This is a genomic window from Algoriphagus faecimaris (assembly GCF_900101705.1).
Taxonomy (GTDB): Bacteria; Bacteroidota; Bacteroidia; order Cytophagales; family Cyclobacteriaceae; genus Algoriphagus; species Algoriphagus faecimaris.
Genome location: NZ_FNAC01000011.1, coordinates 1 through 16434 on the forward strand (window position 1 = coordinate 1; position 16434 = coordinate 16434).

16 protein-coding genes are annotated in these 16434 nt (G+C 42.5%); 11 read left to right on the top strand and 5 right to left on the bottom strand.

Annotated features, from left to right (window positions below; all coding sequences use genetic code 11):
* The first annotated feature begins 322 nt into the window (after positions 1-322).
* From BLQ57_RS07400 to BLQ57_RS07420, 5 genes are all read left to right on the top strand, one after another.
* Positions 323-529, top strand: coding sequence for a hypothetical protein (locus tag BLQ57_RS07400; RefSeq protein WP_087938819.1), 207 nt, complete (start codon positions 323-325; stop codon positions 527-529).
* Positions 530-603: 74 nt separating this feature from the next.
* Complete coding sequence (locus tag BLQ57_RS07405; protein ID WP_139162688.1) at positions 604-1341, top strand: DUF5715 family protein; 738 nt, start codon at positions 604-606, stop codon at positions 1339-1341.
* Positions 1342-1508: 167 nt separating this feature from the next.
* Positions 1509-2936, top strand: a complete 1428-nt coding sequence (locus BLQ57_RS07410) for a M20 family peptidase (RefSeq protein WP_087938817.1) — start codon at positions 1509-1511, stop codon at positions 2934-2936.
* Positions 2937-3092: 156 nt separating this feature from the next.
* Complete coding sequence (locus BLQ57_RS07415) at positions 3093-3389, top strand: DUF6922 domain-containing protein (RefSeq protein ID WP_087938816.1); 297 nt, start codon at positions 3093-3095, stop codon at positions 3387-3389.
* On the top strand, positions 3344-3970 hold the full coding sequence (locus BLQ57_RS07420; RefSeq protein WP_087938815.1) for a nucleotidyl transferase AbiEii/AbiGii toxin family protein: 627 nt from the start codon (positions 3344-3346) through the stop codon (positions 3968-3970). Before BLQ57_RS07415 ends, BLQ57_RS07420 begins: the two co-directional genes overlap by 46 nt.
* Here the strand turns inward: BLQ57_RS07420 and BLQ57_RS07425 are convergent.
* Complete coding sequence (locus BLQ57_RS07425) at positions 3962-4828, bottom strand: AraC family transcriptional regulator (protein ID WP_087938814.1); 867 nt, start codon at positions 4826-4828, stop codon at positions 3962-3964. The genes BLQ57_RS07420 and BLQ57_RS07425 overlap by 9 nt on opposite strands.
* Positions 4829-4990: 162 nt before the next feature.
* Here BLQ57_RS07425 and BLQ57_RS07430 point away from each other — a divergent pair, with 162 nt between their 5' ends.
* The 6 genes from BLQ57_RS07430 (at position 4991) to BLQ57_RS07455 (ending at position 11889) form a co-directional block, all read left to right on the top strand.
* Positions 4991-5881, top strand: coding sequence for a dihydrodipicolinate synthase family protein (locus BLQ57_RS07430; RefSeq protein ID WP_087938813.1), 891 nt, complete (start codon positions 4991-4993; stop codon positions 5879-5881).
* 119 nt (positions 5882-6000) lie between these two features.
* Positions 6001-7446, top strand: a complete 1446-nt coding sequence (locus tag BLQ57_RS07435) for an aldehyde dehydrogenase (NADP(+)) (RefSeq protein WP_087938812.1) — start codon at positions 6001-6003, stop codon at positions 7444-7446.
* A gap of 132 nt (positions 7447-7578) precedes the next feature.
* Entirely contained in the window at positions 7579-8583 is a 1005-nt protein-coding gene (locus BLQ57_RS07440) for a 4-hydroxyproline epimerase (protein ID WP_087938811.1), read from the top strand.
* 112 nt (positions 8584-8695) lie between these two features.
* Entirely contained in the window at positions 8696-9943 is a 1248-nt protein-coding gene (locus BLQ57_RS07445; RefSeq protein WP_087938810.1) for an NAD(P)/FAD-dependent oxidoreductase, read from the top strand.
* 224 nt (positions 9944-10167) lie between these two features.
* Positions 10168-10566: a DoxX family protein gene (locus BLQ57_RS07450; RefSeq protein WP_087938809.1), complete on the top strand. Its 399-nt coding sequence runs from the start codon at positions 10168-10170 to the stop codon at positions 10564-10566.
* Between the two features lie 186 nt (positions 10567-10752).
* Entirely contained in the window at positions 10753-11889 is a 1137-nt protein-coding gene (locus BLQ57_RS07455; RefSeq protein WP_087938808.1) for an AAA family ATPase, read from the top strand.
* A 25-nt stretch (positions 11890-11914) separates the two neighbouring features.
* Here BLQ57_RS07455 and BLQ57_RS07460 read toward each other — a convergent pair whose 3' ends face one another.
* From BLQ57_RS07460 to atpA, 4 genes are all read right to left on the bottom strand, one after another.
* Complete coding sequence (locus BLQ57_RS07460) at positions 11915-12775, bottom strand: HIT family protein (protein ID WP_087938822.1); 861 nt, start codon at positions 12773-12775, stop codon at positions 11915-11917.
* Complete coding sequence (locus BLQ57_RS07465; protein WP_087938807.1) at positions 12756-13817, bottom strand: HNH endonuclease domain-containing protein; 1062 nt, start codon at positions 13815-13817, stop codon at positions 12756-12758. The genes BLQ57_RS07460 and BLQ57_RS07465 overlap by 20 nt, the downstream gene beginning before the upstream one ends.
* A gap of 95 nt (positions 13818-13912) precedes the next feature.
* Positions 13913-14788, bottom strand: a complete 876-nt coding sequence (gene atpG, locus BLQ57_RS07470) for an ATP synthase F1 subunit gamma (protein ID WP_087938806.1) — start codon at positions 14786-14788, stop codon at positions 13913-13915.
* A gap of 59 nt (positions 14789-14847) precedes the next feature.
* Positions 14848-16425 carry a F0F1 ATP synthase subunit alpha gene (gene atpA, locus BLQ57_RS07475; RefSeq protein WP_087938805.1) on the bottom strand — a complete coding sequence of 526 codons (1578 nt, stop codon included), beginning with the start codon at positions 16423-16425 and terminating at the stop codon, positions 14848-14850.
* Between the last annotated feature and the right edge of the window lie 9 nt (positions 16426-16434).

Genomic DNA, 16434 nt, shown 5'->3' on the forward strand with positions numbered 1-16434 from the left:
ACTTACATCAATTCCGATAACTGATTTGAATTTCATAATTTAGACGTTGAAGTTTAACAAATGAGAGTTGCGGAAACTAAAACCTTTAACAGGCCTTGAAGCCTAAAATTCTAACTGGTTACTGGCAACTCAATTAAGAATGGGGACTGATACGGACAATAGGTCACTAGCCTAGCCGTGGCGAAAGTTCACCCCATTCTTTTTTAATTTATTGAATATCTGAGTCACTTGATAATCAGAAAAGCATTAGGTCTGATTTTTCCAAATAATTCCTCTTTGCAAACCTAAAGGCCGTGGCGGGGAATCAAATCGATTAGCCCCCATGGAAGCTCACTTCATCGATGCCTTTTTTATAGGGTTTTTGGCGGGAATCATCATTTTTGGTTTTGTTACCAATTCCCAAGGCTTTTTAGCCATTATTCCTTTATTTCTAATCTACTTGTTTTTGAAAAAACCAAAGCAACATGAGGCAATGAAAAGAGAATTCAAAAACGAAATTTATAATAAATCCGGAATCAGCACCGTTTAAATAGTAAGATTTGGCTAGTCTTACTCCAATTCTTATATTCCCACTTCACCCTAAAAATCACCAGTTCCAGTCTAATGAAGAAAACAACCCTATTCTTCGTGTTTTTATTTTTCACATTGTTCTCACTTGGCACCCTTGCCATGGTCACTTACCAACCTGCGCTCAAAAAACGACTCTCTGAAACCTATGCCATTCTCATCGGTGATCCAGCTCCCAACATTGTGGATCAACCCCTAGAGCTTCCCGAACTGATGCCCAAGCCGGAGGATATTTTCATCGTTCCGGATCTAAGTACCTTCAAGGGAAGACTTCGAAAAGACTCCTATTCCAATCACCTTTCCGCTGCTGAAGAAACTAGTAATAGCCCTATTCTGGACGAAGAGCAACTTTTCCAATTGGTGAAAGATGGAGCGCTCGTAGAAGTCAATTCGGGCAAAGGCTATGAAGTGGAAAAACTTACCCATAGCCATCCCTATCTCACATCAGAGTCAAAAAAGGTACTCGAGCAGATAGGTCAGACATTCCAGGCTTTGGTTGGAGACGAAGGCTTTTTCACCGTCACCTCGGGCACGCGCACCATCGATCAACAAAAGAAACTGGGCCGTAGAAATCGAAATGCGACTAAGGGAATTAGTACTCACTCCTATGGACGCTCCTTTGATATTTCCTATATCCGTTTTAATGGGGTGAAGTCTTGGGATTACAAGAAACAAAAGCAACTGGAAAAAGTACTGAGTCACTTCCAAAAAGAAAATAAGATCTTCGTGATCAAAGAACGAAAGCAGAACTGCTTTCACATCACGGTTCGCTGAAAATACTCCCAAAAACATCAAATTTTAAAATAAGGTCAGAACCAAACCTCTGTACCTGAGAAAGGGTCGAAAGTAAAAATCCTGTTAAAATCAAAAGAGCAAAATCTTTTGCTAACTCTTTTTTGACTATTTTCAATTCTCTGATTTACTCAGCAACCCCTTCTATCATGAGAAAAATATTTCTAGGCTTATTGGCCGCAGTGATCCTACTGCTAGCCGTGCTTTTATTTAATACCCTTCGAATGACCTCCAAGCAGGTGGAGGCAGAACCCCTCGAAAAACTGTCCATTTCAGATCAGGTCTATGAAAACCTCTCCAAAGCCATTCAGTTCAAAACCATCTCCTTCAATGAAAACACTCCTCCCGACTCAGCGGAGTTTCTGGGTTTCCATCAGTTCTTGGAAGAAACTTTTCCCTTGACCCATGCCAACTTGAGCTTGGAGAAAATCAGTGACTACACCCTGCTCTACAAGTGGGAAGGAAGCGACCCTGAGAAAAAACCACTCATTCTCATGTCGCATCAGGATGTGGTACCAGTAGATGAGCCCACGATCAAGGATTGGGAAGCGCCTCCTTTTTCTGGACAGATCACCGACACCCATATCATCGGTAGAGGCACCATGGATGACAAGGGCACACTTTTGGGAGTTTTAGAAGCGGTAGAAATGCTACTCGCCGAATCCTATCAGCCATCCCGTACCCTTTACATCGCCTCAGGACATGATGAGGAAATAGGAGGTAAAAATGGCGCTGCCAAAGTAGCCGAATACCTAAAATCCCAAGGTGTACAAGCAGCCATGACCATCGATGAGGGAGGTTTTATCACAGAAGGCTTGATTGCCGGGATTGATCATCCGGTAGCTATTATCAATCTCTCCGAAAAAGGATATGCCACTTTCAAATTGACTGTGGAAACCTCAGGAGGCCACAGCTCTGCACCTCCACGGGAAAACACCATTGGAATTCTCGCACAGGCCATTGTAGATCTGGAAAACAACCAACTGCCCTACAAAATGGTCACTCCGCTTGATTATCAGATTGAGTATTTAGGCCCTGAATTGCCCTTTTTCCTTCGCATGGCCTTTGCCAACACTTGGCTACTCAAAGGCCCTATTCTCGAAGGTTTGAATGCGCATACAACCACCGCTCCGACGATTATTTCCGGAGGAGTCAAAGACAATGTCATCCCTACCCTTGCCGAAGCTCGGGTAAACTTTCGAATCCTTCCCGGTGAAAATATTGAATCCGTCAAAGCTCATATCGAAAACACCATTTCGGACCTTGTCAAAGTTGAGCTAGAAGGCTTTGCCACCAATCCCTCCCCTGTCTCAGGGATCGATTCAGAAGAATACAAAACTTTAGAAAAAACAATCCGAGGAATGTTTCCTGAGAGCATTGTGGTTCCCAGTATGATCGGAGGAGGCACAGATGCTCGATATTTTTATGAGATTTCGGATGAAGTATACCGCTTTTATCCTCTTCGAATGGACTCTACCAGCCTATCACGATTTCATGGAATCGACGAAAAAATCGGCAAGGAAAATTACAAAGAGATCATTTCCTTCTCCTACCACCTGATACAGGCCATGCAGTAAGCTTGATTGAATTTGATTAACTTCGACGTGATGAAATCGAGCATGACCCAAAGCGACACACAGGGGGATGCCCCAATATATCGGGGAAAATGTGCAAGACAGGCTATGCCGATACTCGGGACAAGTTATGACCTCTAAAAAACAAATTATAAACAGATGAAAGAAAAACCCATCTTCGATAACCGGATATTTTGGGATGTGGATTTCGAAAACCTAGATTATGACAAGAAATATAAATTTGTCATCGAACGGGTTTTTGAGCGAGGCGATGTCCCCGATATCCGCAACTGCCGAAGGTACTATGGAGATGATTTGGTCAGGGAGGTTTTACTCAACGCTAAATTTTTACCTGAAATGCGTATGTACCTAGCAGCCGCAGTAATTGATCGACCCATTGAAGAATTCAGATGCTACAAACTCAGACAGTCGAACCCAGAACTCTTTCCTTATTAAAGCACCTTTGCAAATTACCCTGCTTAAATAAATTTTCTTTGGTTGGGGGAACAGCATTATCGCTAAAATTAGGTCATCGGAAATCGATAGATCTTGACTTTTTTTCTACGTCCGATTTTGAAAACATCAAAGTAATTGACTGCCTAAAACAAGAATTTAGTTCTGGTTTTATCTTAGAAGACCGTCCTGAAAGATTTGGAATATTTTGCTATATAAATGATGTAAAAGTGGACATAGTTCGGCATCCCCACCCACTTATTGGACCTTTGGAGACCATTGAGGGGATTCGCTTTTTTTCAGATCAAGACATCATGGCTATGAAAATCCAAGCGATTTTGGGCCGAGGAAAAAAGAAAGATTTTTGGGACATCGCCGAATTGCTTCAACACTATTCTGTGATTGATTTTATCAAAAATCATAAAGAAAAGTACAGCACACAAAATCTACTCATCTCTATCCCACAGGTGATGATTTATTTTCAGGATGCTGAAGAAGATGAGGACCCTGTAAGCCTCAGAGGCCAAACCTGGGAAGGGGTCAAAAAAACAATCCGAGAAAAAGTAGCTGCATATTTACGTTAGTGGCTTAAAATCCCGTGGTGTCAAGCCTGTGATTTTTTTAAATGTTCGGTTGAAATAAGACAGGTTTTCAAATCCCACCCGAAAAGCAATTTCAGCTATCCCCAAATCCGTCTCTTGCAATAGCTTCTGAGCTTCATTGATCCGAAGCTGAAGTAAGTATTGGGTAAAAGTCTTACGTGTTCGCAATTTGAAATAGCGACAAAATGCCTCCTTCGAAAGGTTAGCTACGGCAGCAGTCTCTTCCAAGCTAATCTTTTCAAAACGATGCGCCAATAAATACTGCATCACCTGATTCATCCGACTCCCATCTTTCTCAGAGAGTCCCCGCATCACTCCCTCTTGATTGAGTTGCTTGAGATCATCACCGGCTTTTTCCAAAATAGTCAAAATCTGTATCGCCAACTGAAACCGATGCAGTCCCTCCGACTTCCCAAACTCCTCCATCAAGGTCATAATTTTTTCTTGAGACCATCCAAAAACCTGAAAACAAAGCCCCGCAAATTCATGAAACCTTTTTAATGGCAAAAGCTCATCCAATTCTCCGATGGCCCTTTCCAAAGCAGCAAAATCGAAGAAAACCGTATTCCCCGCAGATTTTAATGAGCTGTCTTCCTCAAAATATTCCGGATCACTACGGAAAACATGGGGTGCATTTTCTCCTAAGAAAAACACATCACCAGCCGAAAAACGCCCCATATAATCCCCGCTGAGCAATTGCCCCTTACCCTCCAAAATCACAGTCAACTGGAGCTGAGGGTGCTGATGAAGTTTATCATAAAACGTCTTTCCACGATCCTCCTGATAGCGGACAAACTCCTTTTGGGATTTGGGAACTTGAAAGGAAATAATCTTGGCCATAGCTAAAATTAATATAAAATTCACCGGAATATATCCATTTCCATTCATTTTGATCAATATTGTATCAGAATGGACTAATCCTGTGAAAGCTTTTCTTTTTCCTTTGATCTACTTTTGAGTCATTCTAAAAATCATCATCCCTGAGATAAAAACCCTTTAATTATGAATTGGAAAGGCGTATTTCCCGCAGTGACCACCAAATTTCATCCCGACGGAAGCTTGGACATGGAGCTATTTTTCAAAAACTTAGATTTTCAACTCCAATCGGGAGTCCATGGAATCATTCTTGGCGGTACTTTGGGGGAAAGTTCCGTACTTTCCCAAGAAGAAAAAATCACCCTTACCCGCGAGACTGTCAACTACCTAAAGGGAAAAGTACCCGTCATTTTGAATATAGCAGAAGGAGCGACGAAAGACGCTTTGTTTTGGGCAAAAAAGGCAGAAGAACTCGGTGCCTCAGGGCTAATGATTCTTCCTCCTATGCGCTATGCCGCAGACGCTCGAGAAGTGGTGACTTATTTCAAGACTGTCGCTAATTCTACCCAACTCCCCATAATGATTTATAATAATCCGGTGGACTACAAGACACTCGTGACAGTGGATATGTTTGCCGAATTGGCCGAATGCGAAAATATACAAGCCATCAAAGAATCGACTCGGGACATTTCTAATGTCACCCGTATGATCAATCGGTTTGGAGATCGGTTCCAAATCCTCTGTGGAGTAGACACCTTAGCCCTAGAGGAATTGTTAATGGGCGCTGTCGGTTGGGTAGCCGGCCTAGTCTGTGCTTTTCCAAAGGAAACTGTCACCATTTATAATTTGGTGCAAAAAGGTGAAATCGAAAGAGCCCGTGAAATTTACCGTTGGTTCTTGCCTTTGCTCGAGTTGGATATTCATCCTAAATTAGTCCAATATATCAAACTGGCTGAGCAGCACTGTGAAATCGGTTCTGAGCACGTCAGAGCACCAAGATTGACACTCATCGGAGAAGAAAGGGAAAGAATTGAAAAAATCATTTTGGATGGGATCAAAAATCGGCCGTTATTATAAAAATGAAATACGATAGAAATACATGGAAATATGCTTCGCTGAGCTCAGCGAAATATTTCATTCCGCTTGCGGGATTTATTTCAAAGTATTTCAATAGTATTTCTAAAAATTAAAAAACCATGAACCTAGACCAAATTTTCAACGCCGCCCAAGAAGCTTTTCTTTTTTACAAAAACCTTCCGGGAAAAGAAAAAGCCGATTTTTTGGAGGGCTTAGCTGAGTTACTGGAAGAAAATCGCGCAGAAATCGTTCCTCTTGCCGTTGAAGAATCCAACCTTCCGGATGGACGTATCAATGGTGAACTGGGACGAACGATCGGCCAAGTCCGACTCTTTGCCAACTTGGTCAAAGAAGGCTCATGGGTCGAGGCAACTATTGATCCGGCATTGCCTGATCGAGGACCACTTCCGCGGGCAGATATCAGAAGATTTTTGACTCCCCTAGGTCCGGTAGTCGTCTTTGGCGCGAGTAATTTTCCCTTGGCTTTCTCTACAGCAGGCGGCGATACTATTTCCGCCTTGGCAGCGGGATGCCCGGTGATCTACAAAGCTCACCCGGCCCATCCCAAGACCTCTCAAAAAGTAGCAGATTGTATCCACCAGGCAATTTTGAAAGCCGGTTTACCCTCGGCGCTTTTTACCCATGTAGAAGGAGGAATCGCAGAAGGTCAAGCTTTGGTTCAGCATCCTTTGGCAAAAGCTCTTGCATTCACAGGTTCGCATACTGGAGGCAAGGCACTCTTTGATCTGGCCAATCAGCGGGAAGAACCTATTCCTGTCTATGCCGAAATGGGTTCTGTCAATCCTATCTTTTGCTTTCCTGAAAAACTAAAAAAAGAAAATGATGCTTTGGCAAAAGCCTTCGTGGGTTCACTGACCTTAGGAGTGGGTCAGTTTTGCACCAATCCAGGATTGATTTTCGTCCCAAAGGATCAAGCACCTGCATTTGAAAAAGCTATTTCAGAAGAATTGAATGATATCGCCTCTGCACCCATGCTTCATCCGGGAATCACTGAGGCTTATTACAATTCCCTTCAATTGCTTCAATCCCGCGAGGAGCTCCGTTGGGTAAAAGTCGCAGACGCCCAACACCTGATCAATGGAAGTACGGCTTTGGCAGAAATCAAGGCAAGTGATTGGCTAACAGATTCCGTTTTTCAAAAGGAGGTATTTGGCGCTTTTGCCATGATGGTAGTCTATGAAAGCGAGGACGAACTGCAAGAAATCGCCAAACATCTCCACGGACAGCTCACGATCACGGTTTGGGCGGAGCAGGAAGAACTCAAAAATCAGCTTTACTTGATCAATCTGCTCGAAGAAAAATGTGGAAGACTACTTTTCAAAGGCGTCCCCACAGGTGTAGAAGTCGGTCATGCCATGCAGCATGGGGGGCCTTACCCTTCAACCACCGATGCCCGAAGTACTTCCGTCGGTTCTTATGCCATCAAGCGATTTGCAAGACCCATCGCCTTTCAAGATATGCCCGATGAACTTCTTCCTGATGCGCTGCGCAAAGATAATCCTTTGGGAATATGGAGAATGGTGGATGGGGAATTTAAAAAATGAAATACAATGGAAATATGACCTCCTTCTTCAGGTGAAACACAGTAGAAAAAGGCCCTGCTTGCGGGGCCTATTTCAACTATATTTCAATCGTATTTCTGGCTCTTAATCTTAAAAACCTTCCCATTCTCTAAAATGCCCTCCCGCCATACCTTCTCTTGCATCGATGCCCACACCTGTGGCAATCCCGTTCGGGTAGTTTCTGGTGGTGTTCCCTTTTTGAAAGGTAATTCCATGCTGGAAAAGCGTCAGTATTTCCTGGAAAACTACGATTGGATACGAACCGGGCTGATGTTTGAGCCTCGCGGTCATGATATGATGTCCGGCTCCATGCTCTTTCCTCCACATGATCCGGAAAATGACTTTGCCATTCTTTTTATAGAAACTTCCGGTTGCCTCCCTATGTGCGGGCATGGTACTATCGGTACGATTACTATCGCGATCGAGGAAGGCTTGATTTATCCTAAAACTCCCGGCTTTTTGCGGATGGAAGCGCCGGCAGGTTTGGTTCTAGTCGAATACAAGCAGGAAGGCAAAAAGGTGAAATCTGTGAAGTTGACCAATGTGAAAAGCTATTTGGCAGCCGAAAACTTGGAAATCGAGATCGAAGAACTTGGCAAACTCAGCGTGGATGTAGCCTATGGGGGAAACTTCTACTGCATCGTCGATCCACAGGAAAATTTTCCTGGGTTGGAGCACTTCAAAGCCGAGCAATTGATCAGCATGGCCCGAAATCTCCGATCAAAAATGAACGAACGCTATGATTTTGTTCATCCCGAATATGAACGAATCCGGGGACTTTCCCATGTGATGTGGACCGGAAAGACTTTGGATGAAAACAGCACCGCCCGAAATGCGGTCTTTTACGGGGACAAAGCTATTGACCGCTCTCCTTGTGGAACAGGCACTTCAGCCAGAATAGCGCAGTGGTATGCCAAAGGAAAATTAAAACCCGGTGATGAATTTATCCATGAAAGCTTCATTGGTTCGAAGTTTATTGGAAGGATAGAAGAAGTAACCAAAATCGGAGGTAAGCCAGCCATCATTCCCAGCATCGAAGGTTGGGCTAAGGTCTATGGCTACAATACCATCATCTTGGATGAGGATGATCCTTATGTCCATGGATTTCAAGTAATTTAATCGTTGAGGTGACCTTTGAGGTTTTGAAAACCCTAGAAGGTCTTAATTCACTGTATTTATCATTCAAAAAATACCTTCGAGGTCTTGAAGACCTTAAAGGATAGGAAGTCAAATGAAATCTACCCTTATCATCGGCGGTGGCATAGTGGGATTATTCTCGGCCTATTTTCTTTCAAAAGAAGGAATTGAAGTATCCATCATTGACCGTACTCACCTGAAGGACAATTGCTCCACAGGCAATGCGGGCATGATCGTCCCCTCGCATATTATTCCGCTTGCCGCACCGGGTATGATTTCCAAGGGGATTTCCTGGATGTTTTCTTCCAAAAGCCCCTTTTACATCCATCCCCGATTTGATTACAAATTATTGCAGTGGAGCTTCCTCTTTTTCAAATCTGCCAATCAAAAGCAGGTCGAAAAAGCCATCCCCTTTTTGAAAAACATCTCCCTTTTATCCAAATCCCTCTACCTCCAATTCCGAGAGGAGCATCCGGAGGCAGCCTTGGCCTTTCAAGAAAAAGGACTCATGATGCTGTATCAGACAGATGCGGTAGAAAAAGAAGAGATTGAATTTGCTCATTTAGCAATAAAGCATGGCTTGGAGGCTGAAATTCTCAGCCCTAAAGACATCCAAAAGATCGAACCACACTTGGAGGTCAAAGCCAAAGGGGCTGTGCTTTTTCCAGGAGATGCCCACCTTGACCCCGGTGCCTTGTACAGCTATTTGAAAAAATACCTGGAAGAGAAAGGAGTGAAATTCCTGACCCAAACCCAGGTCTTAGGCTTTGAAAAATCAGAGACCAAAGTCCAAGCAGTCCTAACTGACAAGGGAAAGCTTGAAGCGGAAAAAATTCTGCTCTGCGGAGGTTCTTGGTCCGGTGAATTGGCAAAAAAACTAGGTTTTTCACTTCCCATGATGGGCGGAAAAGGCTATTCCTTTTTGCAGAATAATCAGCCGGAGATCAAGCAGGCCACCATCCTGACCGAGATGAAAGTAGCGGTGAGCCCCTACGACAATCAGGTACGATTTGGAGGAACGATGGAAATCGCCGGAACTAACCAGAAAATCGACATGAAGCGGGTGCAGGGTATTTTTGAGTCCATCAATCGCTACTACCCGGATTTTCAAGCCCAATTTCCCAAAGAAACCGAAATTTGGAAAGGTCTACGCCCTTGTTCGCCCGACGGACTCCCTTACATCGGCTATGCACCGGGCTATTCCAATGTTTTGGTAGGTAGTGGACATGCCATGATGGGGATATCTATGGCGCCGGCCACCGGCAAACTCCTGACTGAACTCCATCAGCAAAAAGAGGCTACGATGGCCATTAGTGGATTTGAGGTAGGGAGGTTTAATTAATTGATGATAAAATCCTGAAAGTCGGGGATAGTGCCATCAGGTAAATTTTTGTCGTATTTGGGCTGAATGTCCAAAGTCCGAGGCATACAGCAATTCAATTGCTTTCAAGGGACAAAAGAAGCTGAAGACCAACCAATCATCCCAAAGTACCCTCCATCAAAAAAATTTAACTTCCATCTCTCTCCCGACGTAGTACTTTCGAGTCATCAAATCTAGTTAACCCTATGCGCGAATCCCTTGAAAAAAGCCTAGTTCTACTCATTATCCGTCTTGGTGCCGGAGGAATGATGCTCACCCATGGCATTCCAAAAATCAATCGCTTGATGGCCGATGAAGTCAAATTTGCCGATCCCTTTGGCTTGGGTCCTACGATATCTTTGGGACTAGCCACTTTTGCGGAAGTGCTTTGTGCCGCTCTGATTATGATCGGATTCAAAGTACGCTTAGCGACTATTCCCCTGATGGTAACGATGCTTACCGCTGCTTTCTATGCCCATTGGGATGATCCTTTTGGCCGAAAAGAGCTCCCCTTACTCTATTTCCTAACCTTTTTGGGTCTGTTAGTTTTTGGTGGCGGGAAATTTTCGATTGATGGAATCATGGGTAAAAAGCGGGGAATTTAAACCGCTTTTTACTTTACCATTTCCCCTAGTCGCTGTCCTCCGACTGACACTTGCTAGCCGCGAATAGTATCCTAACCAATTGAACTAGTTTAGATGGCTTATAAAAATTCATCAACTTACTTTTGGTAAGTTACTTTTGGTAAGTTACTTTTGGTAAGTAACAAAAGGTAAGTTAATTTTAAAACCATGGCTAAGCGTCATAAAACACCTGCAAATCCCTTTCCAACTACAGGATATTATGGGCCGGAATATTTTTGTGATCGAGAAAAAGAAACTCATCAGCTCCTTAAAAACCTGACAAATGGTCAATCTTGCTTATTATATGGAAAGCGACGCCTAGGAAAAACCGCTTTAATTCATCATTTGGCGGAGCACATGCCAAAAAATTGGGACTTCATTTACATCGATATTCTTTCGACCGAAAATGAAAAACAACTGCTGAATTCCCTGGGTACCGCATTGCTTCATCATTTTTCTGAAAAAGACAGTTGGGGGAGAAAAGTCTGGTCCTTTGTCAAAAATCTCAGACCGATGATATCTTTTGATCAATTAAGTGGACTTCCGCAAGTGAGTTTTCAGGTAAATGAGGCAAAGCAGCCGGTAATAGATCTTTTGAATTTTCTGGAAAGGTCGGAGAGGCCCATGGTGATTGCGATTGATGAATTTCAGCAAATTCATGCTTATCCTGAGAAAAACACCGATGCCTGGTTGAGATCGGTCATTCAGCAGCTTCAAAATGTTAATTTTCTGTTTTCAGGAAGTCAGCAATCTATTTTAAATGAGCTGTTTTCCAATCCTTCCCGCCCTTTTTTTAAAAGTGCAAGCCCGATACAGCTCCAAAAAATTGATCCGAAGCAATACCGGACTTTTATCATTGATACTTTCAAAAAACATCAAAAAAGCTTATCCCCCGAACTTACAGATCAAATTCTTGATTGGACTAAAGGTCATACTTATTATGTACAATTACTCTGCAATCGGCTAGTTCAAGTTCCAAAAAAAGTCTATAAAAAGACTGATTGGCAAAAATGTGCCCAACAGATTTTGGAGGAGAACGAAGCTTTCTTTCTGCATTTCAGGAACCTCTTGAGCACCCAACAATGGAAGTTATTGACTGCCGTCGCCAAATCGGAGAAGGTTTATCAACCTACCTCAAAATCCTTTCTGAGTGAACACAACTTAGGGAGTTCTGCGACTGTCATCAAATCCCTTCAGGTCCTCCAAGAAAAGGAAATGATCTATCAGGAAACAGACGCGGAAGGAAATATCTACTACGAAGTAAATGATGTATTTTTGATGCGCTGGGTACAGGAAACCTATTGAGGGAATGATAAATTGGGATTAAGATTTAATAAACACTTTTTCCTGGAATCACTCCCCTCACCCCACCTCTCGGATCTTCAACATCACCCGTATATCTTGGAATCAAATGAATATGAACATGTGAAACGGTCTGTCCAGCATTCTCACCAATATTAATTCCTAAATTGAATCCATCTGGCTTGTAGCGTCTTTGGATCACCTTTTTTACCTCATTGAGCATAAATATACAGGAAGATTGCTCCTTAAAACTCAACTCAAAATAATTTGATATATGTCGTTTCGGAATAATCAGAGCATGACCAGGATTAACAGGATACCTATCCAAAATTGAAAAAGCTTGTGCAGATTCTAGGATCAATTCAGTTTCCGAACTGGGATTACAAAATGGACATTCCACATCATCCTTCTTTGATTGATAAAAATGTCCATACTCGTAAATCTCGCAAAATTCATTTTTAAAGACTGACTTAAACGGTAGGATCACATTAGTTTGGTAGGTAGGTTTTTGGTGAATTTTATGAGTTCGAAACCCTTCATAAATCAAATCCCGACGTACAGCAAAGTAGGCTTTTCCAGAAGGCTTCAGTAATGCTGAAATCTCCATTAAAACCAGGGATTGTTCTTCAGGCATCAACACATTTAACACATAAAAGCAAATGATGGTATCATATCGTTTCTTAGGATAATCAGGTTGATAATGTCTATCATAACCCTCAATCGAAAACCCTTGCTGAGAAAGGATTTCTACATCTTTTCCAAAGCCACAACCAAAGTCTAAAATTTCTCCATTAAGCAGAGTCATTTCCTTCACTCTCTTTGCGGGGAAAGAAAGAGATGATCGCTCTTTGGCTGTGAGGTGTGAAAAATTATTTTGTTTTAGGCTCATAGAATTCAAACCCATTGTTGTGAGCAATAGTAATTAAAGGTTCAATCGTTTCTTTAAATCTATTCTTTGACAAACCAGAATACTGAAAGCTCTCAAGAGATGGAAAAATTGATAAATAGTCCTCTATAAACTTTGAATCTGGATTTTTCTTAATGACTACTTGAAGGGCTCTTTTCTGGATTTCAAAAAAAGAGTCAAAATATCGATTTAGAGGCGGAAGCTTATCGCTTTTTGATCCATTCGTTGACGCATGAGCTGGCACCAAATTCCAATTCAGGTCATGAGAAACAAAGTTATATGGCACGAAATGATCTAAGGCATAATTATTTGTAGTTAGAATTTCTCCAGAATAGATACACTTCTGCTCTTTGACTTCATCAAAATAGAAATTCCAGAAACCTTTCTTTTGCTTATAAAGCGATGACCTACTTATTGGTTTAATAAGTTTATTGGGAATATCAGGGACATTTGGATTATGCTTTTGCAAAAACAAACTCAAATTCCAGAGGCAAAAATCTTTTAAAACTGCTGAGTTTTTTAAAAAATAAGGTAGCCACTCTGGATTTACTTCGATGCAAACTGATTCTAAAAAATACGGACTCATTCTTTTCGGATCTTTAGAGTTCTTATAAATCTGACGCTTACTCATCGATGGAAACCAGGGCGAAAGAAACCAATGAGGAACTTGATTATCAAAATGTGAAAGAATTGAAACAGATCTAGGGTCTTTAAAAGATAATATTTGTTCCCAAACCTTCGTCTGCCCCAAGTCAATTGGAATCTTTTTCTCCACTTTAAAAAATGAAACGGCCTCATGAACTTTATCTTGCTTACCGAAAGAGATTTTGAAATAATTAACAGTATACCAAGCGTTGGCAAGCATCCTTGCAAATATTTTTCTTTTTTCAAGAATAATACCTTCTTCTTCAATCAATTGAATTAAAGAGAGAAACCAATAAAATTTATAGGTTGCCGCAGTCTTACCTAAAGTAGATGATAAAAATTGGATTGGTAGATTTCTTTCTTCAGGTAAATTGAACATTGATTTCTTAAAAACTTTAGTTCAATTTAAAAAAATCCCACAAAAAAACCACAGCCTTTGCAAGCTGTGGTCTAGAAATATGGGTCTATTGGCTATTACTTTCCGCCAAGTGCATTGGCACCGGCTACGATTTCCAAAATCTCATTGGTAATCGCCGCTTGACGGGTACGGTTGTACATCAAGCGTAATTCTTTAAGCAATTCTCCAGCATTTTCAGTTGCCTTATCCATTGCAGTCATTCGCGCACCATGCTCGGAAGCATTACTGTCAAGTACTGCTTTGTAAAACTGAATCTTCAATGCAGTAGGTACCAATTCTTCCAAAATATAGGTTCTCGAAGGCTCTAATAAGTACTCGGTCTCAGAGGTGCTTACTTCAGCAGTTACATCTTCCTTGGCCATTGGCAAAAACTGCTCCGTGCGGATGATCTGAGTAGCTACATTCTTGAATTCATTATAGACCATCACCACTTGATCGTAGTCTCCGGCTACAAATCCATTCATCGCAAACTCAGCTGCAGACTTTACATTGTCAAAAGCCACATCGCTAAATACTTGATAAAACTGATCGATTAAGGCGAAGTCAGACTTTTTGAAGTTTTCGTAGGCCTTTTTCCCCAAAGGAAGAATGAAAATTTGCTTACCAGCAAACTGCTCATTTATTGCAAGATTGGCAGCCTTGATAACATTTGAATTGAAGGCACCACAAAGACCTTTGTCAGAAGTGATCGGAACTATCAGTACCTTAGTCACTTCGCGCTTTTGGGCATAGATCAGATCTTCCGCACCTTCGGCAGCGGCTGAGACATTGTTGAGGATATTTGTCAACTTCTGAGAATAAGGACGCATCTGAACGATTTTGTCCTGAGCTCGTCTGAGTTTCGCCGCAGCTACCATTTTCATGGCCTTGGTGATCTGCTGAGTCGAAACGACCGAGGTGATACGCTGCTTTACTTCCTTAAGGTTAGCCATCAGTGCTTAATTGTACTTCGGTATAAAGTACCGGAGCCGAAGCTCCGGATGATAATTGTTTATTTAGAAAACTTAGGAGCAAGTTCTGCCGCTGCTTTTTCAAGCAATTCTCCTGCAGTGTCGATATCACCGGCAAGGATAGCTTGAAGCGCTTCAGGGTAAGAAGCATCGAGCAACAAATAGAACTCACGCTCAAAGGCTCTTGCTTTCTCCACAGGCACAGTGTCCATCAGTCCTCTCGTAGAAGCATAGATGATCGCTACCTGATGCTCTACGGCTACCGGTGCGTACTGTGGCTGCTTTAGAATTTCTTGGTTTCTTCTACCACGCTCAATCGTGCGCTTGGTAGAGGCATCCAAATCGGAACCGAACTTAGAGAAGGCTTCCAATTCACGGAACTGTGCCTGATCCAATTTCAAGGTACCGGCTACCTTTTTCATGGTTTTGATTTGGGCATTACCACCCACTCGGGATACGGAGATACCTACGTTAATCGCAGGACGGATACCTGAGTTAAAGAGGTTGGTTTCCAAGAAAATCTGACCGTCGGTAATGGAAATCACGTTAGTCGGGATATAGGCAGAAACGTCACCTGCTTGAGTTTCGATAATTGGAAGGGCAGTCAAAGATCCTCCTCCTTTTACCAAATGCTTGATTGACTCAGGCAAATCATTCATCTGCTGTGCAATGGCATCAGACTTATTGATTTTGGCAGCTCTCTCGAGCAATCTTGAGTGCAAGTAGAATACGTCTCCCGGGTAAGCTTCACGTCCCGGAGGTCTTCTCAAAAGTAGAGAAACTTCACGGTAAGCAACAGCCTGCTTAGAAAGATCATCATAAACCACCAATGCAGGACGTCCTGTATCACGGAAAAACTCACCAATCGCTGCTCCTGTAAATGGTGCAAAGAACTGCATTGGCGCAGGGTCAGAAGCTCCTGCCAATACGATCACCGTATAAGGCATAGCGCCGCCTTTTTCCAAAGCTGCTACAACACCTGCTACAGTAGAGGCTTTCTGCCCGATCGCTACGTAAATACAGAATACAGGCTCACCTTTATCGTAAAATTCTTTTTGATTTAGAATGGTATCAATTACCACGGCAGTTTTACCTGTCTGACGGTCACCGATCACCAATTCTCGCTGTCCTCTTCCGATAGGAATCATAGCATCAATTGACTTGATACCTGTCTGAAGAGGTTCAGTAACGGGCTGACGATAGATTACCCCGGGAGCTTTTCGCTCCAAAGGCATTTCGTACAAGTCACCTGTGATAGGACCTTTACCATCAATAGGATTACCAAGTGTATCGACTACACGACCAAGCATTCCTTCACCTACTTTGAGGGAAGCAATCTTCTTGGTTCTTTTTACGGTATCACCTTCTTTGATTTCCTTGGAGTCGCCAAAAAGTACAGCACCTACGTTATCTTCTTCCAAGTTTAGAACCATTGCTTTCAGACCATTGTCGAATTCCAGCAATTCTCCGGACTGTGCCTTTGAAAGTCCATAGATACGGGCTACACCATCCCCCACTTGGAGGACTGTTCCCACTTCTTCAAGTTCGGCCTCTGTTCTGACACCGGAGAGTTGCTCTCTCAGGATTGCCGAAACTTCATCTGGTCTTACTTCTGCCATGATATAGAT